General features: G+C 61.1%; 17 protein-coding genes. 12 read left to right on the top strand and 5 right to left on the bottom strand.

Features of this window, described 5'->3' with window-relative positions; translation table 11 throughout:
• Positions 1–128: 128 nt before the first annotated feature.
• The 5 genes from BZ163_RS22730 (at position 129) to BZ163_RS22710 (ending at position 5,185) form a co-directional block, all read left to right on the top strand.
• The gene (locus tag BZ163_RS22730; protein ID WP_128872687.1) at positions 129–677 is read left to right on the top strand and encodes a sugar ABC transporter ATPase; all 549 of its coding nucleotides are present in this window, start codon (positions 129–131) and stop codon (positions 675–677) included.
• A gap of 251 nt (positions 678–928) precedes the next feature.
• Positions 929–2,398 carry an IMP dehydrogenase gene (gene guaB / locus BZ163_RS22725; RefSeq protein ID WP_128872686.1) on the top strand — a complete coding sequence of 490 codons (1,470 nt, stop codon included), beginning with the start codon at positions 929–931 and terminating at the stop codon, positions 2,396–2,398.
• Positions 2,399–2,496: 98 nt separating this feature from the next.
• Positions 2,497–4,074 carry a glutamine-hydrolyzing GMP synthase gene (gene guaA, locus BZ163_RS22720; protein ID WP_128872685.1) on the top strand — a complete coding sequence of 526 codons (1,578 nt, stop codon included), beginning with the start codon at positions 2,497–2,499 and terminating at the stop codon, positions 4,072–4,074.
• A gap of 309 nt (positions 4,075–4,383) precedes the next feature.
• Positions 4,384–4,662, top strand: coding sequence for a hypothetical protein (locus tag BZ163_RS35875; protein WP_128872684.1), 279 nt, complete (start codon positions 4,384–4,386; stop codon positions 4,660–4,662).
• A 4-nt stretch (positions 4,663–4,666) separates the two neighbouring features.
• Positions 4,667–5,185, top strand: a complete 519-nt coding sequence (locus BZ163_RS22710) for an AlpA family transcriptional regulator (RefSeq protein ID WP_128872683.1) — start codon at positions 4,667–4,669, stop codon at positions 5,183–5,185.
• A 10-nt stretch (positions 5,186–5,195) separates the two neighbouring features.
• Here BZ163_RS22710 and treR read toward each other — a convergent pair whose 3' ends face one another.
• Positions 5,196–5,900: a trehalose operon repressor gene (gene treR / locus BZ163_RS22705; RefSeq protein ID WP_128872682.1), complete on the bottom strand. Its 705-nt coding sequence runs from the start codon at positions 5,898–5,900 to the stop codon at positions 5,196–5,198.
• A gap of 239 nt (positions 5,901–6,139) precedes the next feature.
• Between treR and treP the strand changes: the two genes are divergently transcribed.
• The 7 genes from treP (at position 6,140) to tadA (ending at position 15,607) form a co-directional block, all read left to right on the top strand.
• The gene (treP, locus tag BZ163_RS22700; protein ID WP_128872681.1) at positions 6,140–7,582 is read left to right on the top strand and encodes a PTS system trehalose-specific EIIBC component; all 1,443 of its coding nucleotides are present in this window, start codon (positions 6,140–6,142) and stop codon (positions 7,580–7,582) included.
• Between the two features lie 117 nt (positions 7,583–7,699).
• Positions 7,700–9,346 carry an alpha,alpha-phosphotrehalase gene (gene treC / locus BZ163_RS22695; protein ID WP_128872680.1) on the top strand — a complete coding sequence of 549 codons (1,647 nt, stop codon included), beginning with the start codon at positions 7,700–7,702 and terminating at the stop codon, positions 9,344–9,346.
• Between the two features lie 106 nt (positions 9,347–9,452).
• Entirely contained in the window at positions 9,453–10,676 is a 1,224-nt protein-coding gene (locus BZ163_RS22690; protein WP_128872679.1) for a carbohydrate porin, read from the top strand.
• Positions 10,677–10,743: 67 nt separating this feature from the next.
• Positions 10,744–13,281, top strand: a complete 2,538-nt coding sequence (ptsP, locus tag BZ163_RS22685) for a phosphoenolpyruvate--protein phosphotransferase (RefSeq protein WP_128872678.1) — start codon at positions 10,744–10,746, stop codon at positions 13,279–13,281.
• Positions 13,274–13,564, top strand: a complete 291-nt coding sequence (locus BZ163_RS22680; protein ID WP_128872677.1) for a PTS transporter subunit EIIB — start codon at positions 13,274–13,276, stop codon at positions 13,562–13,564. The genes ptsP and BZ163_RS22680 overlap by 8 nt, the downstream gene beginning before the upstream one ends.
• 169 nt (positions 13,565–13,733) lie before the next feature.
• Positions 13,734–15,110 carry a multicopper oxidase family protein gene (locus BZ163_RS22675; RefSeq protein ID WP_128872676.1) on the top strand — a complete coding sequence of 459 codons (1,377 nt, stop codon included), beginning with the start codon at positions 13,734–13,736 and terminating at the stop codon, positions 15,108–15,110.
• On the top strand, positions 15,110–15,607 hold the full coding sequence (gene tadA / locus BZ163_RS22670) for a tRNA adenosine(34) deaminase TadA (RefSeq protein WP_128872675.1): 498 nt from the start codon (positions 15,110–15,112) through the stop codon (positions 15,605–15,607). The genes BZ163_RS22675 and tadA overlap by 1 nt, the downstream gene beginning before the upstream one ends.
• A 131-nt stretch (positions 15,608–15,738) precedes the next feature.
• On the opposite strand, the gene cmoB is transcribed toward tadA, so the two are convergent.
• The 4 genes from cmoB to BZ163_RS22645 all read right to left on the bottom strand — a co-directional run bounded on the left by cmoB (position 15,739) and on the right by BZ163_RS22645 (position 18,732).
• The gene (gene cmoB, locus BZ163_RS22660) at positions 15,739–16,695 is read right to left on the bottom strand and encodes a tRNA 5-methoxyuridine(34)/uridine 5-oxyacetic acid(34) synthase CmoB (protein WP_128872673.1); all 957 of its coding nucleotides are present in this window, start codon (positions 16,693–16,695) and stop codon (positions 15,739–15,741) included.
• A complete protein-coding gene (gene cmoA / locus BZ163_RS22655) occupies positions 16,692–17,471 on the bottom strand; it encodes a carboxy-S-adenosyl-L-methionine synthase CmoA (protein ID WP_178110495.1) in 780 nt (259 codons plus the stop codon). Before cmoA ends, cmoB begins: the two co-directional genes overlap by 4 nt.
• Before the next feature lie 230 nt (positions 17,472–17,701).
• A complete protein-coding gene (locus BZ163_RS22650; protein ID WP_128872671.1) occupies positions 17,702–18,337 on the bottom strand; it encodes a lysoplasmalogenase in 636 nt (211 codons plus the stop codon).
• Between the two features lie 2 nt (positions 18,338–18,339).
• Positions 18,340–18,732 (bottom strand): protease inhibitor I42 family protein, encoded by a 393-nt coding sequence (locus BZ163_RS22645; RefSeq protein ID WP_128872670.1) that lies wholly within the window; start codon positions 18,730–18,732, stop codon positions 18,340–18,342.
• Positions 18,733–18,821 lie beyond the last annotated feature (89 nt).

Here is an 18,821-nt window from a genome sequence, read left to right as displayed (position 1 = left end):
CGCTCCCACAGGGATTTCAGGTGAGCACACCTGCGTGTACGACCGCGATCCTGTGGGAGCGGGCTTGCCCGCGAAGGCGTCAAACGACACACCGCAGAAACATCCATTTTATGCAGTAGGCTTGCACCATGAACTCTCAAAGCATCATCGTCCCGAAAATCTCCACGCTGCCGGTGCACGAACCCCGGGCCCGGGCGGTCGTGCGTTGGCTGGTGCGCAAGAACATCATCAAGGAAGAACTGACCACCTGCGGCCGCACCGGCAACCGCATGGCCCACGCCATCGCCGACGGCGCCCGCGCCGTGGTGCTGCATCCCCAAGCCCTGCCGTTCGGCGAGCCGATCAATGGCCTGGAGATCATCACCAAGCGCTGCATCTATACGCCGGCCAAGGGATTTCTCGAAGAAGCCGGCTGCGCCGAGTGCCGCAAGGAAGTCGGCGAAGCGTTGTTCGACAGCCTGGAAGACTGGATGCCGGGGCGCACCGATAACTTCACCTGCCCCGAGTGCGGGCATGAAGACGATATCAACGGCTTTCTGTTCCTGCAGGAATGCGGCTTTTCCAACCTGGGATTCATTTTCAACAATTGGGCCGAGGCCGGGTTCAAGCAGAGCTTTATCGATGAGTTTGCCGATTGGCTCGACCAGCCCGTCAGTTGGGTTAAGGTCGAGCTGTAGGAGCAAGCTCGCTCGCGAAGAACCTCAAGGCTGCGCGTTCAATCAGGTTGGGCGCGTTATCGTTAACGACCTTCGCTGGCAAGCCAGCTCCTACAGGATCACCGCAAACCTGTAGGAGCTGGCTTGCCAGCGAAGCTCTTAAAATCCCCCGTCGATCACCGTATTGATATTAGCCAGAGTTTTACATTGAACCCGAGGGGGTGTCTGACTATAATGGCGCGCTTCCATTTTCCCGCTCGGGAGCCCCCGCGATGCTGCGTATCAGCCAAGAAGCTCTGACATTCGACGACATTCTCCTAGTGCCTGGTTATTCCGAGGTGCTTCCTAACGAAGTCAGTCTCAAGACCCGCCTTACCCGTGGCATCGAGCTGAATATTCCTCTGGTTTCTGCCGCCATGGACACCGTCACTGAAGCCCGTCTGGCAATTGCCATGGCTCAGGAAGGTGGCATCGGCATCATCCACAAGAACATGACCATCGAGCAGCAAGCTGCCGAAGTGCGCAAGGTCAAGCGTTATGAAGCCGGCGTGGTCAAGGACCCGATCACCATCGAGGCTGACGCCACGGTGCGTGAACTGTTCGAACTGACCCGCCAGCACAATATCTCCGGCGTTCCGGTGCTGCACAACGGCGACCTGGTCGGCATCGTCACTTCCCGTGACGTGCGTTTCGAAAACCGCCTGGAAGCCACTGTCCGTGACGTGATGACGCCTAAAGAGCGCCTGGTCACGGTCAAGGAAGGCGCCGACAAGAACGACGTTCGCGAGTTGCTGCACAAGCACCGCATCGAACGCGTGCTGATCGTCGACGACAAATTCGCCCTCAAAGGCATGATGACCGTCAACGACATCGAAAAAGCCAAGGCTTACCCGCTGGCCAGCAAGGACGATCAAGGTCGTCTGCGCGTTGGTGCTGCAGTCGGTACCGGCAAAGACACCGGTGATCGCGTCGCTGCCCTGGTCAGCGCCGGTGTTGACGTAGTCGTCGTCGACACCGCTCACGGCCACTCCAAAGGCGTGATCGACCGCGTGCGCTGGGTCAAGCAGAACTTCCCTGAAGTGCAGGTCATCGGCGGCAACATCGCCACCGGCGCTGCCGCCAAGGCCCTGGCCGACGCCGGCGCCGATGCAGTCAAGGTCGGTATCGGCCCAGGCTCGATCTGCACCACCCGTATCGTCGCCGGTGTCGGCGTCCCGCAAATCAGTGCCATCGCCAACGTCGCCGCTGCCCTTGAAGGCACTGGCGTCCCGTTGATCGCCGACGGCGGCATCCGTTTCTCCGGTGACCTGTCCAAGGCCATCGTCGCCGGTGCTTCCTGCGTGATGATGGGCTCGATGTTCGCCGGTACCGAAGAAGCGCCAGGCGAGATCGAACTGTTCCAGGGTCGTTCGTACAAGGCTTATCGCGGCATGGGTTCGCTGGGCGCCATGTCCCAGGCCCAGGGTTCCTCCGACCGTTACTTCCAGGACTCCTCCGCGGGTGCCGAGAAGCTGGTTCCGGAAGGCATCGAAGGGCGTGTTCCGTACAAGGGCAGCCTGAGCGCGATCATCCATCAACTGATGGGCGGCCTGCGTTCCTCGATGGGCTACACCGGCAGTGCCGACATCGAAGAAATGCGCACCAAGCCTGAGTTCGTGCGGATCACCGGTGCCGGCATGGCCGAGTCCCACGTCCACGACGTACAAATCACCAAGGAAGCGCCAAACTACCGCGTAGGTTGAGGCTTCAAGCAAAAAGTTAAGTAACCGGGGCTGTTTTATTCAGCCCCGAGTTGTTTCTGAATCACGACTGTTTCTGAATTTCTAGACGAGACTGAATCATGGCCCTCGACATTCACGCTCACCGCATCCTGATCCTCGATTTCGGTTCCCAGTACACCCAGCTGATCGCCCGCCGCGTGCGTGAAATCGGCGTGTACTGCGAACTGCATCCGTTCGACATGGATGACGAAGCGATTCGCGAATTCGCTCCAAAAGGCGTCATTCTCGCCGGCGGCCCCGAGTCCGTGCACGTCGCCGACAGCCCGCGCTGCCCGCAAGCGGTGTTTGACCTGGGCGTACCGGTCTTCGGTATCTGCTACGGCATGCAGACCATGGCTGAACAGCTGGGTGGCAAGGTGGAAGGTTCCGAACTGCGTGAGTTCGGTTACGCCCGTGTCGACGTAGTGGGCAAGAGCCGCCTGCTCGACGGCATCGAAGACCACATCGACGCCGACGGCCTGTTCGGCCTCGATGTGTGGATGAGCCACGGTGACAAGGTCACCAAGATGCCTCAGGAATTCCACATCCTGGCCAGCACCCCGAGCTGCCCGATTGCCGGCATGTTCGACGACGCGCGCGGCTACTACGGCGTGCAATTCCACCCGGAAGTGACCCACACCAAGCAGGGCGGTCGCATCCTCTCGCGCTTCATCCTCGACATCTGTGGCTGTGAAGCCCTGTGGACGCCGTCGAAGATTGCGGAAGACGCCATCGCCAACATTCGCGCCCAGGTTGGCACCGACAACGTGCTGCTCGGCCTGTCCGGCGGCGTTGACTCCTCGGTGGTTGCCGCGCTGCTGCACAAAGCCATCGGCGACCAGCTGACCTGCGTCTTCGTTGACAATGGCCTGCTGCGTCTGCACGAAGGCGAGCAAGTGATGGCCATGTTCGCCGAGAACATGGGCGTCAAGGTGATCCGCGCCAACGCTGAAGAGCAGTTCCTGAACAACCTGGCAGGCGAAAGCGACCCGGAGAAGAAGCGCAAGATCATCGGCCGTACCTTCATCGACGTCTTCGATGCCCAGTCCAACAACCTGGACAACATCAAGTACCTCGCCCAAGGCACCATCTACCCGGACGTGATCGAGTCGGCTGGCGCCAAAAGCGGCAAGGCCCACGTGATCAAGTCGCACCACAACGTGGGCGGCCTGCCGGAAGAAATGAACCTCAAGCTGGTTGAACCCCTGCGCGAGCTGTTCAAGGACGAAGTCCGTCGTCTGGGCCTGGAGCTCGGCCTGCCGTACGACATGGTCTACCGTCACCCGTTCCCGGGCCCGGGCCTGGGCGTGCGGATCCTCGGTGAAGTGAAGAAGGAATACGCCGACCTGCTGCGTCGCGCCGACCACATCTTCATCGAAGAACTGCGCAAGGCCGACTGGTACCACAAGGTCAGCCAGGCTTTCGTGGTGTTCCAGCCGGTGAAATCGGTTGGCGTTGTCGGCGATGGTCGTCGTTACGCCTGGGTCGTGGCCCTGCGTGCCGTGGAAACCATCGACTTCATGACCGCGCGTTGGGCACACCTGCCTTACGAACTGCTGGAAACTGTTTCCGGCCGGATCATCAATGAAATCGAAGGCATCTCGCGCGTCACGTATGACGTGTCGAGCAAGCCGCCAGCGACCATCGAGTGGGAGTAATCCCGCGCTGGCGCTCCGGCAAACAGAGCGTTGACCGATAAACCAAACCCCGGCCCAGGCCGGGGTTTTGTTTTATTCTGCCAGGCAAAAAATCACGGCGCAGACCAGGTTATGTGTAAGCAGAAAATGCCTTGGCAATGACCTGAAAGACATGCGTCATCCCCCATTCTCAGCCGCGTCTGTACTCTCTTCGGGACAATCTTCCAGACCTGTCCGGGCAGTTCTTGCCGCTCGAAGGGTACAGGGAGATTTTTGTTCATGGTTGTCAGTTGACAACCTTATAAATTCTGCGGAGACTGGAGGCTATGGATGGCTCGTGCATCTCACCCGAAAAAAGAAATCGAAATGGCCCTGCGTCACGCTGAAGAGCGAGGCTGGCGAATAGAAGTCGGCGGTAGTCACGCCTGGGGAAAGATCTACTGCCCATTCAGGCATGACCTCTGTCGCTGTGGCGAATTCTGTATCACCAGTGTGTGCAGCACGCCGAGGAATCCTTTCAACCACGCGAGGGCATTGCGGCGTGTGGTCGATAACTGTACGACGCAACAGGTGATCGACGGGACGTCGGCACCTCGACTCAAGGAGTAATTCAATGGACTACATATTCACCCTCAAGTATCAATTAGCGCAGGGCGATAGCGATCCTGACGTATTGATCGAACGGTTGTACGCCGAAGGATGCGATGACGCATTGGCCGGTGTCGGATTGCCCGGTCGGCTGGCATTGGCATTTACCCGCGAGGCGGAGACTGCCGAAGCGGCGTTGTTGAGCGCGCTGGTGGACGTCAAGCGCATCATCCCTGAGGCGCGCCTGGTGGAGGTTGCACCCGACTTCGTCGGCCTGACGGACATTGCCGACATCGTCGGCGTTTCGCGGCAGAACATGCGCAAACTGATGCTCACTCACGGCAGCAGCTTCCCGTTGGCCGTGCATGAGGGCAAGGCATCGGTCTGGCACCTGGCTGAGGTACTGAGCTGGCTGGATGCCAAGGGCGGCTACCACCTTGAACAACCGGTCATCGAGGTTGCCCGTATCGCGCAAAGCGTCAATCTGGTCAAGGAATCGCGCCGGGTCGTCGCCCTGGGCGCCGAGTGGCAGGCCCTGGTTTGACGTTACCCTTTCAGCGCCGCGCCACATCCGAAAAGTAGAACTTGTCCAGGGTATGCCGCGATTCGGTGTACTCGAACTGCCTGCCATCCTGCAAAAACGTCTGGTTGCTAACGACGATCACATGGCTCTGGCCATCCAGGTCGAGGTGTTGCTGGTCGTCCCTGCTGCGAGGCACCGCTTCGATGGTGCGCTGGGCATAGGCGATTTGCAGCTGCAGGGTCTGCTCGATGAAGGCGTAGATCGAGTGCTCGGCGATGTCGCGGGACAGTCCGGGAATCACGCCGCTGACGAAATGGTTGATGTCGAGGATCACCCGCTTGCCGTCGATCCGCCGCACTCGCTTGATCCGGGTGATCAGGCTGCCTTCTTCTGCCTGGATGTGTTCCAGCAGAGCACCTTCAAGGGGCAGTTGGGTGAACTCCACCACCTCGGTGCTGACGTCGTTGCCCAGCCGCGGGTGGGTCTCCTGGAAGCTGACAATGCCCCCGAGCTGAAATTCGATCGGGTTGGTCGACAGCACGAAGGTGCCTTTGCCGTGGACCTTCTGGGCGAAACCGCGCTCCTGAAGCTGTTCGATGGCTTTGCGCACGGTGCCGCGACTGGCTTGGTAGCTGTCCATCAGTTCGGTTTCGGAAGGCAGCCGCGCTCCGCGTTCCAGACGTTCGGTGGTGATACTGGCAAGCAGATCGCTGTAGATCTGGTTGTATTTACTCATGGGAATGGCTCTGTGCCGCAATGCTCAAGGGTTTGAACCTTAAGGGCGGGGTAGGGAATTGTCCATGCAGGTTTGGATTTCTTCCCATACGGGTGTAGGAAATTTCATCGTCTGCGGGTTTAGGAGATTTTAAACAAATTGAAACTCGTCTGTACGAGTTGTTGCTTTAACTCGTACAGACGAGTACTTTTCATCTCGGCGTGCTGCCAATAACAAAAAACTACAGCGGAAGACCAAGCATGAGCCACGACTATCCGAACATCGTCACCGAGCTGCTGCAAAGCCTCGGCGGCAGCGACAACCTCGAGCAGGCCGCGCACTGTGTCACACGGCTGCGCCTGGCCCTCAAGGACCCGAGCCTGGTCAACAGCGCCACGCTGAACCAGATTGACCTGGTCAAGGGGTCGTTCTTCACCGGTGGCCTGTTCCAGGTGGTCATCGGTCCCGGCGAGGTGGAAAAGGTCTACGCCGAATTGCGCCGTCAAACCGGTCTCGCGGCGTCAACCATCGCCGACGTCAAACAGAAAAGCGCCGACAAGATCAACGCCATGCAACGGCTGGTGCGGGTGTTTTCCGATGTGTTCATGCCGATCCTGCCGGCGCTGATCATTGCCGGCCTGCTGATGGGCATCAACAATCTGATCGGCGCCAGGGGCATGTTCATCGAGGGCCAGACCTTGCTGGACGCCTACCCCAAGCTTGACGGGCTCTGGAGCCTGATCAACCTGATGGCCAACACCTCGTTCGTGTTTCTCCCGGCACTGGTGGGCTGGTCGGCGGCCAAGCGGTTCGGCGGCAGCGAAATCCTCGGCATCGTGCTCGGCCTGATGCTGGTGCATCCCGATCTGCTCAACGCCTGGAACTACGGCAAGGCGGTGGCCGGGCTGGAAGGGCAAAGCCTGCCGTACTTCGACATCCTCGGCTTGTTCCAGATCGAGAAGGTCGGTTACCAAGGGCAGATCCTGCCGATCCTGCTTGCGGCCTACGTGATGAGCGTCATCGAGAAATGGCTGCGGGCGCGGGTGCCGAACGCGGTGCAATTGCTGGTGGTGCCGATCACCACCATTGTCGTCACCGGCGTGCTGGCGCTGGCCGTGATCGGTCCGGTGACGCGACACCTGGGCATCCTCATCACCGAAGGCGTAGTCATGCTGTTCGACCTGGCACCGATGGTCGGCGGGACGATTTTCGGTCTGCTGTATGCGCCGCTGGTGATCACCGGCATGCATCACATGTTTCTCGCGGTCGACTTGCAACTGATCTCCACCCAGGGCGGGACGTTCATCTGGCCGATGATCGTCATGTCCAACCTCGCCCAGGGCAGCGCGGCACTGGCGGTGTTCTACATGACCCGTAATGTGCGGGACAAGAGCATGGCCTCGACCTCGGCGATTTCCGCTTACTTCGGCATCACCGAACCGGCCATGTTCGGGGTCAACCTGCGCTACAAGTTTCCGTTTTATGCGGCGTTGATCGGCTCGGCCCTGGGGTGCATCTTCCTGTCGCTGAACAAGGTCCAGGCCTCGGCCATCGGCGTCGGGGGCTTGCCCGGCTTTATTTCGATCATTCCGCAGTTCATTCCGATGTTCGTGATCGGGATGGTAATTGCCGTGGTCGTGCCGTTTGTTCTGACCTGCGGGTTGAGCATGAAGATTGTCCGGCCGGGCTATCGGGTCGCCTGACAGATCGCATTCGCGAGCAGGCTCGCTCCCACAGGGGAACGCGATCACCTGTAGGAGCTGGCTTGCCAGCGAAGAGGCTCTCAAGGCCGATACAAAACTTACTGAAGGAATAGCGCCATGCAAGACTGGCAACGTTCGGTGATCTACCAGATCTACCCGAAAAGTTTCCACAGCCACGCCGGCAACCCCACGGGTGATTTGCTCGGCGTCGTGGCCAAGCTCGACTACCTGCACTGGCTGGGCGTCGACTGCCTGTGGATCACCCCGTTCCTGCGTTCGCCCCAGCGCGACAACGGTTACGACATCAGTGATTACTACGCCATCGATCCGAGCTACGGGACCATGGCCGATTGCGAGTTGCTGATCGCCGAGGCCGGCAAGCGCGGGATCAAGCTGATGCTCGATATCGTGGTCAACCACACCTCCATCGAGCACAGCTGGTTCCAGCAGGCCCGCAGCAGCCTCGACAACCCGTACCGCGACTTCTATATCTGGCGCGACCAGCCGAACAAGTGGGAATCCAAGTTCGGTGGTTCGGCCTGGGAGTACGAGGCGCAGACCGGTCAGTACTTCCTGCACCTGTTCGACCACACCCAGGCCGACCTGAACTGGGACAACCCCAAGGTGCGCGCCGAAGTCTTCAAGATGATGCGTTTCTGGCGGGACAAGGGTGTGGGCGGATTCCGTCTGGACGTGATCAACCTGATCTCTAAACCGGCGGATTTCCCCGACGACGACAGCGACGGTCGACGCTTCTATACCGACGGCCCGAACGTGCATGAATACCTGCAGCAAATGCACCGCGAGGTGTTCGAAGGCCATGACCTGATCAACGTTGGCGAGATGTCGTCCACCAGCCTGGAACACTGCATTCGTTACTCGCGGCCGGAGTCGAAAGAACTGTCGATGACCTTCAACTTCCATCACCTGAAGGTCGATTACCCGAACCTGCAGAAATGGATTCGCGCCGACTACGACTTCCTTGAACTCAAGCGCATCCTCTCCGACTGGCAGACCGGCATGCAGGCGGGTGGTGGCTGGAATGCGCTGTTCTGGTGTAACCACGACCAGCCACGGGTGGTCTCGCGTTTTGGCCATGACGGCGAATATCGGGTGATGTCGGCGAAGATGCTCGGCACAGCGCTGCATTTCCTCCAAGGCACGCCATTCGTGTACCAGGGCGAGGAATTGGGCATGACCAATCCGGGTTTCGATCACATCGATCAGTACCGCGATGTGGAGACGCTGAATATCTTCCGGCTCAAGCGCGAGGCGGGCACCAGTGACGTCGACAATATGGCGGCGATTATGCAGAAGTCCCGGGACAACGGTCGTACGCCAATGCACTGGAACGCCGAGCCGAACGCAGGCTTCAGCGCGGCCGAGCCCTGGATCGGCGTGCCGGCCAACTCGGCACAGATCAACGTCGCCACCCAACTCGATGACCCGGATTCCGTGCTGCATCACTACCGTCAGCTGATCGCCTTGCGTCGAACCGAAGCGCTGATATCCGACGGTGTATACCGGCAATTGCTGCCTGAACATCCACAACTCTGGGTGTATGTGCGTGAAGGCCAGGGCGAACGATTGCTGGTGCTGAACAACTTCTACGGCACGCCCTGCGAAGTCCTGTTGCCGGAAGAAGTGATCAGCGAGGCGATGGCCCAACGTCTGGTCATCAGCAACTACCCGGACTGTCCGCCACGAAACCGGGAGGTCTCCTTGCGGCCTTATGAGTCGCTGGTATTGCACCTGACCGACTGACCGAGCACTAAAAAAACACCGGTTTAAAAAACACGCAGAACGCTGCGCGGGGGATTTTTGCGCGCCGATTTTGTGGCTGCACACAATAAAAATAATGGGGTGCTTCTTGAAAACAACAATAACCCGCAGTCTTGCGCTCGTGAGCGTATGCCTGGCATTGCCACTGTCGGTGCAGGCCCTGGAGTTTGGCGGTTACTTGCGCAGCGGCGTCGGTACTTCGGTCAACAGCAGTTCGCAATCATGTTTCCAGTTGCCGGGTGCCCAAACCAAATATCGTTTGGGCAACGAATGTGAACAATATGGGGAGCTGGAGTTGCGTCAGGATCTGTTCACCCTGGACGATGGTTCGGTGCTCAGTGTCGACGGCATGGCCTCACTCTATAACAAGTATGACCGCCGCCTGACATTCAAGGGTGATAACGGTTCGGTGCGCCTGCCGCAGCTGTACGCGCAATGGTCGAACATGCCTGGCCTCAACGGCGGTTCGCTGTGGGCCGGTCGGCGTTATTACAAGCGGAACGATATCCATATTTCCGATTTCTACTACTGGAACCAGAGCGCTACCGGCGGCGGTATCGAGGACGTGTTGCTCGGCGACCTGAAATACAGCTACGCCTTTTCGCGCAAGGACAACCTGTACCAGAAGGACTACATCAACCGCCACGATTTCAATGTCGCCGGCTTCGATACCAACCCCGGCGGAGCACTGGAGTTTGGCTTGAGCTACATCGATAAACCTGACAGTCGCGATGCACACCGTGGCTGGGCAATCGCCACCCAGCATGTGCAGCAAGGTTTTCTGGGCGGCAAGAACAAACTGGCCTTCCAGTACGGAGAAGGCCCGGGTACCGGGTTGGGCTATACCGGTAACGTGAAGCTGGACGACAGCAATAAAAGCTACCGTGTGGTGGAGTTCTTCGACTGGCAAGTGACGCCGCGGTTTGGCGGTCAGGTCCAGGCGGTTTACCAGAAAGACCAACGTGCGCACGGCAGGGATCAGAACTGGATGTCCCTCGGTGTTCGTCCGGCCTACGCACTCACCGAGCAGTTCAAACTGGTGACCGAACTGGGGCACGATCAGGTAGATGCCACGGGCGGCACGCGCAAACTGAGCAAGTTCACCTTCGCCCCGACCTGGTCGCCCAAGGGGCCGGAATTCTGGGCGCGGCCCGAAGTGCGGGTGTATTACACCTATGCCAGCTGGAACCAGGTGGCCAAACGGGCAGCCAATGAGCTGGCAAAGGGGTCGGCATTGTCGGACACCGGCGCCTTTGGCACGGCGCGACACGGTGCGAATGTCGGATTGCAGGTCGAATACTGGTGGGACTGAACGCCGAATAACCGGTACCACGAGATCGCAAGCGTCTTTTATAAAGAACGAAACAGCAGGTGACGTCATGGCCACACCCCAACAATTGCAACTGCTGGCACCTTTGTCCGGCGTGCTGATGCCGCTGGACCAGGTGCCGGACCCGGTATTCTCGAGTCGCGTGATTGGCGACGGCCTGTGCATCGATCCGACCTCGCAAACCCTGTGCGCACCGTTGGCCGGAGTGGTCAGCAATGTGCAGGCCAGCGGGCACGCCGTCGGCATCACCGACGACAATGGCGTGCAGGTGTTGATGCACATCGGGCTCGACACCGTGAACCTGGCCGGCAAGGGGTTCACCCGGTTGGTGGAGGAAGGCCAGCGGATCGAGGCGGGGCAGGCGCTGATCGAGTTCGATGCCGATTACCTCGCCTTGCACGCCCGCAGCTTGTTGACCCTGATGCTGGTGGTCAGTGGTGAGCCCTTCACCTGGTTAGTGCCGCAGACGGGTAGGGTGGAAGGTGGCCAGCCGCTGCTGAGCGTGCATCCCGAGGAGCAGACAGCCGATGAGCCGGTGCCGGAAGAGGGCGAGGCGCTGTTCTCCAAGCCAGTGACACTGGCCAACCCGAACGGCTTGCACGCCCGTCCTGCCGCGGTATTCGCCCAGGCTGCCAAAGGCTTTTCGGCGAGTATTCACCTGCATAAACACCAGGAGAGCGCGAACGCCAAATCCCTGGTGGCGATCATGGCGTTGCAGACGGCCTTTGGCGACATCGTGCAAGTCAGTGCGGCGGGCCGGGATGCGGAAGAGGCGATCAGTACGCTGGCGGCATTGCTGACCGGGGGCTGTGGGGAAACAGTGGCGGTGCCAGCGCCAGTCGAGGCGCTGGAGCCTTCATCGTTGAAGGTGTTGCGCGGCGTGTGCGCATCACCGGGGTCGGGCTTTGGTCAGGTGGTGCAGATCGCCGAGCAAACGCTTGAGGTGAGCGAGCCCGGCAGGGGAGCGCAGGCTGAGCGCGAGCAGCTCGCTCGTGCCTTGGCTCAGGCGGCCCTGGCGTTGCAGCAGTTGCGTGACAAGGCCACCGGGGATGCTCAGGCAGAGATCTTCAAGGCCCATCAGGCACTGCTCGAAGACCCGAGTCTGCTGGATCAGGCCGAAGCGCTGATCAACGCCGGCAAGAGCGCGGCGTTTGCCTGGCGCGCAGCGACCGAGGCAACGGCAGCCTTGTTCAAGGGCCTGGGCAGTGCATTGTTGGCCGAACGGGCGGCGGACCTGGTGGATGTCGGCCAGCGGGTGCTGAAGCTGATCCTCGGCGTGCAGGATCAAGCAATTGAATTGCCTGAAGGGGCGATCCTGATTGCCGATCAATTGACACCATCCCAGACCGCCGGGCTCGATACCCGCAAGGTCCTGGGGTTTGCCACGGTCGGTGGTGGCGCCACCAGTCACGTCGCGATTCTCGCACGGGCTGCCGGTTTGCCGGCGATCTGCGGGTTGCCCGCCCAGGTACTGGCGCTAAGGAACGGCAGCCTGGTGTTGCTCGACGCCGACAAGGGCGAGCTGCACCTGGACCCGGAACTGGCCGCCATCGAGCAACTGCGGGTCGATCGTCAGCGCCAGGAGCAACGCCATCAGCATGTCCTGGCACACGCAATGCTGGCCGCCTGCACCCGTGACGGTCATCACGTCGAAGTCACGGCCAACGTCGCCTCGCTGGGCGAGACCGAGCAGGCCCTGACCCTGGGCGGCGAGGGCGTCGGCCTGCTGCGTTCGGAGTTTCTGTACCTGGATCGCAACCACGCGCCGAGCCATGCAGAACAGGCCGGCACGTACAGCGCTATCGCGCGTGCCCTGGGGCCATCGCGCAGTCTGGTGGTGCGCACGCTGGATGTCGGCGGCGACAAACCCCTGGCCTACGTACCGATGGACAGCGAAACCAACCCGTTCCTCGGCATGCGCGGCATACGCTTGTGCCTGGAGCGCCCGCAGCTGTTGCGCGATCAGTTCAAGGCCATCCTTGCCTGCGCAGGACTGGCGCGCCTGCACATCATGCTGCCGATGGTCACGCAGCTGTCGGAGCTGCGACTGGCCCGCCAGCTGCTGGAGGAAGAAGCACTGGCTTTGGGTCTCGACGAATTGCCGAAACTGGGGATCATGATCGAAGTGCCGGCCGCGGCACTGATGGCCGACCTGTTTGCGCCGGAGGTGGACTTCTTCTCGATCGGCACCAACGATCTGACCCAGTACACACTGGCCATGGACCGCGATCACCCGCGCCTGGCCGCTCAGGCCGACAGCTTCCATCCGTCGGTGCTGCGCCTGATCGCCAGTACCGTCAAGGCCGCCCATACCCACGGTAAATGGGTCGGTGTGTGCGGAGCCATGGCGTCCGAGACCCTGGCGGTGCCGTTGTTGCTGGGCCTCGGCGTGGACGAACTGTCGGTGAGCGTGCCGTTGATTCCGGCGATCAAGGCCGCGGTTCGCGAAGTGGACCTGGCGGACTGCCAGGCCATCGCCCAGCAAGTGCTTGGCCTGGACAGCGCCGATCAGGTGCGCGACGCACTGCGGTTGTACCACGAGGCAACGGTCGATACTTCACCGGTTCTGGAGAACGGACATGTTTGAGAAAATGCAGCAGGCATTCTGGAAGGCGTTGACCCCGGACCTGGTGGTGGATGAGCCCAAGGTCGTTGCGCAAGCGGTAGCCGGGTTGGCGGCAAACGTGGTGGCGGCGCTGGGCGGTGTGGATAACCTCAAGTCGCACAAGGCCGTGGCGCTGACCCGGGTGCGGGTGGAGTTGCGGGATGTGGAGCGGCTGGATCGGCAAGCTTTGACGGCGGCGGGTGTGCCGGGCGTCATGCTGCTGGATGACGGGGTGGTGCATCTGATCACAGGCCTCCAGCCATAACCAATCCCCCTGTGGCGAGGGAGTCCACCTTAACCCCAGGCGCGGTGTCAGCCATGCCTTGGGTGTGGCCATCCGCCGCGCCACCCTTACTGTTTCTCATCCGCAGGTGTATCGTATTCGCCTTTTACAGGCCCCGCGCCTGTCGCTGATACGTGAGGTAGTTGAGTTCATGTCCTTTACCCGTCGCCAAATCCTCGGTGGCCTGGCCGGTCTTGTTGTCGTTGGTGTCGGAGCGGGGGGCGCGTCGCGGTACTGGCTGGGCAAGATGGCCGACGCCGACGCGGGCCACGACTATGAGCTGATCGCGGCACCGCTGGACGTCGAGCTGGTGGCCGGGCACACCACCGAAGCCTGGGCCTTCGGCCCGTCGGCGCCGGGCACCGAGTTGCGCGTGCGTCAGGGTGAATGGCTGCGGGTGCGATTCATCAACCACCTGCCGGTCGCGACCACCATCCACTGGCACGGCATCCGCCTGCCGCTGGAGATGGACGGCGTGCCCTACGTGTCGCAGCTTCCCGTGTTGCCGGGTGAATACTTCGACTACAAATTCCGCGTGCCCGACGCCGGCAGCTACTGGTATCACCCGCATGTGAACAGCAGTGAAGAACTCGGTCGCGGCCTGGTTGGCCCACTGATTATCGAAGAGCGCGAGCCCACCGGTTTCAAGTACGAGAAGACCTTGAGCCTCAAGAGCTGGCACGTCGATGAAGCGGGCGCCTTTGTCGCGTTCAGCATTCCTCGTGAAGCGGCCCGGGGCGGCACGGCCGGGCGCCTGTCGACGATCAATGGCGTGTCGCAAGCGGTGATCGACTTGCCTGCCGGGCAGATCACCCGCGTGCGCCTGCTCAACCTCGACAACACCCTGACTTACCGCCTGAACATTCCCGGGGTCGAAGCGCAGATCTACGCGCTGGACGGTAATCCCATCGAGCCGCGGCCACTGGGCAAGGAATACTGGCTTGGCCCCGGCATGCGCATTTGCCTGGCGATCAAGGCGCCGCCAGCCGGTGAGGAACTATCCCTGCGCAACGGCCCGGTACGCCTGGGCACGTTGCGCTCGGTGGCGAACACCGATGCACCGACCGCGTGGCCTCCGGCGCTGCCCGCCAACCCGGTGGCCGAGCCGGACCTGGCCACTGCCGAGAAACTCAACTTCAATTTCGAATGGGTGGGTTCGGTGTCGGTGAACGTCGACAACGGCCGGCCGCCGAGCCTGTGGCAGATCAATGGCAAGGCCTGGGACATTACGGACAAGACCTGCGCCGACCGTCCGATTGCCAAACTCGAAAAGGGCAAGAGCTACATTTTCGAACTGAAGAACATGACTCAGTATCAACACCCGATTCACCTGCACGGCATGAGCTTCAAGGTCATCGCCTCGAACCGGCACAAGGTGATTCCGTACTTCACCGACACCTACCTGCTGGGCAAGAACGAACGCGCCCAGGTGGCGCTGGTGGCGGATAATCCGGGGGTGTGGATGTTCCATTGCCATGTGATCGACCACATGGAAACCGGCCTTATGGCCGCCATCGAGGTGGCGTGATGCGTCAGATTCGTCCCGTGGCGATCATCGATCGCAGCCGTGATCGTGATTTCATGCGTGAAGCCCTGACGCTCGCCGCCCAGGGCGCAGCACTGGGCGAAGTGCCGGTGGGCGCGGTGCTGGTCCAAAACGGCGAGATCATCGGCCGCGGCTTCAACTGCCCGATCAGCGGCAACGACCCCAGCGCCCACGCCGAGATGGTCGCGATCCGCGCCGCCGCCCAAGCCGCGAGCAACTACCGTTTGCCGGGCAGTACGCTCTACGTGACGCTTGAACCGTGCAGCATGTGCGCCGGGTTGATCGTGCATTCGCGGATTGCGCGGGTGGTGTATGGCGCTTTAGAGCCGAAAGCCGGGATTGTGCAGAGTCAGGGGCAGTTTTTTACCCAAGGGTTTCTCAACCATCGAGTGCTGTTTGAAGGCGGGGTATTGGCGGAGGAATGCGGGGCGGCCCTGAGCGAGTTTTTCAAGGCCCGCCGCGCAAAACCCGCAGACTGAACACCAAACCCCTGTAGGAGCTGGCTTGCAGCGAAGGCGGCATCACATTCAACAATGATGTTGACTGATCTACCGCTTTCGCTGGCAAGCCAGCTCCTACAGAGTGATCTCCATCGGTCAGGAGATTGGGGTTACTTGCGGGCCACAATCACCGCCCGCATCGGCGCCGGCAGCCCTTCAATCGTCTTGCCGTGGTCCTCAGGATCAAGGAAGTCGCTCAACGACTGATACTTCATCCACTCCGTCCCGCGCTGTTCCTCGACCGTGGTCACGCTGACATCCACGCACTTCACATCGCTGAACCCGGCACGCCGCAACCACAGCTCCAGCGCCGGCACCGACGGCAGGAACCATACATTACGCATCTGCGCGTACCGGTCTTCCGGTACCAGCACCTGCTGCCGATCGCCTTCGATCACCAGTGTTTCCAGCACCAGTTCGCCACCCTTAACCAGGCAATCCTTCAGCGCCAGCAAGTGCTCGATCGGCGAGCGGCGGTGGTAGAACACCCCCATGGAAAACACCGTGTCGAAACCTTCCAGGTTGGCCGGCAGATCCTCAAAGGGAAACGGCAGGTGCCAGGCGTTGGGCTCGGACAGGTAGCGCTGCACCGCCTGGAACTGGCAGAAGAACAGCCAGTTGGGGTCGACGCCAATCACGCTGTCGGCACCGGCGCCGAGCATGCGCCACATGTAATAACCGTTCCCGCAGCCGACATCGAGGATGCGTTTGCCCTTCAAATCCAGGTGTGGCGCGACCCGCGACCATTTCCAGTCCGAGCGCCATTCGGTGTCGACGTGCACGCCGAACAGATCGAACGGCCCTTTGCGCCACGGCGACAACCCCATCAAGGCCGTGCGCATCTGCGCGCGGGTCTCATCGTCGCACTCGGTGTCCAGCTTCAAGCCGTTCAACAAGTCGACTTCGCTCGGCTGGATCTTCGGCAAGGCGTCCAGCGCGCTTTGCCAACGCTCCAGGTCGCCATGACCCTTTTCCATTTTCTTGTCGAGTTGCGCTTGCAGGGTGTTGGCCCAGGCAGCCAGGGGAGTACCGGCCAGTCGGCGGGCGAGGGGGGACAGATCGATCATGGCAAGGCAATCAACGAGGCAAAGTTAAGACACTGGAACCACGGCACGACTTTCGAGAACCCGGCCGCCAGCAGGCGTTCGCGGTGTTCTTCGAGGCTGTCGGGCTTCATGACGTTTTCGATGGCGCTGCGCTTCTGGGCGATTTCCAGTTCGCTGTAGCCGTTGGCGCGCTTGAAGGCCACATGCAGATCGGTGAGCAGCGCGTGTTCTTCGGGGTCGTTAAAGCGCAGTTTTTCCGAGAGGATCAACGCGCCGCCGGGCAGCAGCGCCTGGCGGATGCGCGACAGCAACGCGCTGCGCTGGTCCGGGGCGATGAATTGCAGGGTGAAATTCAGCGCCACCACCGAGGCTGGCTGGAACTGCAGGGCGAGGATGTCGCCTTCGATCACTTCGACGGGCAGCAACTCCTGGAACATCGAGTCCTGGCCATTGAGATACTCGCGGCAGCGTTCGACCATAGCCGCGGAGTTATCCACAGCGATCACCCGGCAACCGTCGGTGCGCACATGGCGGCGCAAGGCCTGGGTCACGGCGCCGAGGGACGAGCCCAGGTCGTAGAGCACGCTGTTCGGTTGAGCGAACTGCGCAGCAAGCACGCCGAGGTTTTCAACGATGGTCGGATAACCCGGCACCGAGCGCTTGATCATGTCCGGGAACACCCGCACCACGTCCTCATTGAAGGCGAAGTCAGGCACCTGGGCCAAAGGCTGGGCGAAAAGGCGATCGGGTTCTTTGCTCACGGCGGTTCCAGCGGCTTGGGTGGAAAAGGCCGGCATTTTAGCCAACTTGGCGTGGGGATGCGCGGGTTGTCTGATAAACCGGTGGTGTCGCCCTCGTTCTAGCGGTGAAGTGCTGTTGTGGCGAGGGAGCTTGGTCCCGTCCGGCCGATCCGCGCCCAGGCGCAGCAGTCGTAGACCCGGCCAATCGGGGGATCAGATAAAACTCGATTGAATGGTATTGGGGCTGCTTCGCAGCCCAGCGGGAGCAAGCTCCCTCGCCACAGGGTTCAGCGCGGTTTCTGGGTGAACGCCGAGGCGGTGATTCCCCATTGCCCCAGCCAATAGCTGAGGATAATCACATAAGGCGCGGCATGGAACGGCGCGACAAAGCGGTCGATGCCAATCACGCTGTCGGAAAACACAAACGCCACCGCGCCCGCCGCCGCCAACAGGGCCGAGCGTTTCGGCACATCGGTGCCGAGTCGGGCCAGCGCCCGCCAGAGCATGGCGCTGATGGCCAAGCCATAGACAATCACCGGGATCAGTAGTGGACCCAACCCATTGGCAATCAAGATCCCCAGCAACAACGCGCCGACGCCCAGAGCGATGATCAGCGGCAATACCGCCAACCGCCGGCAATCGCTCAAGTAAGCTTTCAGATACGCCAGGTGGGCCAGCAGAAACGCCCCGAGGCCGAATACAAACAAATCCCCCGGCCACGCCAGCAGCACATCGCCGAGCAGGGAGAACATCAATCCAAGGCTGATCCAGCGTCGATATTCGCTGGGCGGTGCATCGTGCAGCCAACCGAGCAAGGCCAGTACCGGCAAGGGCTTCACCAACAGGCACAGCAAGGCGGCATGCACGCTGAGGCCGTAGAGGAACGTCACCGCCCCCATCAGTGCCAGAATCAGCCAGCCCACGATCAGTTAACCGAGATGACGCAGTCGAATGTTTCCACCGGCAACACTTCCGGCGCCCAAGGCTGCTGTGACGTCAGGCGCAAGCGCCCGGTACCGTTGGCGAAGGCCTGGAAGCGCCAGATCGAGACCCCGGCAGCGCCGACGACACCGGCGTCTTCCGGGTTGCTGTACACCTCGGGGCCCAGCGCACGCAACACGCCACCGGCCGAGTCCTGGATGGCCCAGCGATAACCCGTGGTCGGGTTGCTGGGCAGCCTCAGGGTCAGGGTTTGCCCAGAGTGCAGTTTCGTCGGGCATGCGCTTTGTTTTTCCACGGTCACGTTGTGTGCAGGTTGCGTGGCGCAGGCGGCCAGCAAGGCGAAGGCGAGGGGGATCAACAAGCGGGTGGGGGACATAAGTCAGCAGCTCCTGCGTTCACGACGAACGGCGAGCATAGCTGAAGATGAGACAAATTGTGACCAGAGCCGGATGGAAGAAAATGCTC

The sequence above is a fragment of the Pseudomonas sp. VI4.1 genome, from assembly GCF_002029345.1.
Classification (GTDB): domain Bacteria; phylum Pseudomonadota; class Gammaproteobacteria; order Pseudomonadales; family Pseudomonadaceae; genus Aquipseudomonas.
This window is presented reverse-complemented; position numbering and strand designations above follow the sequence as displayed.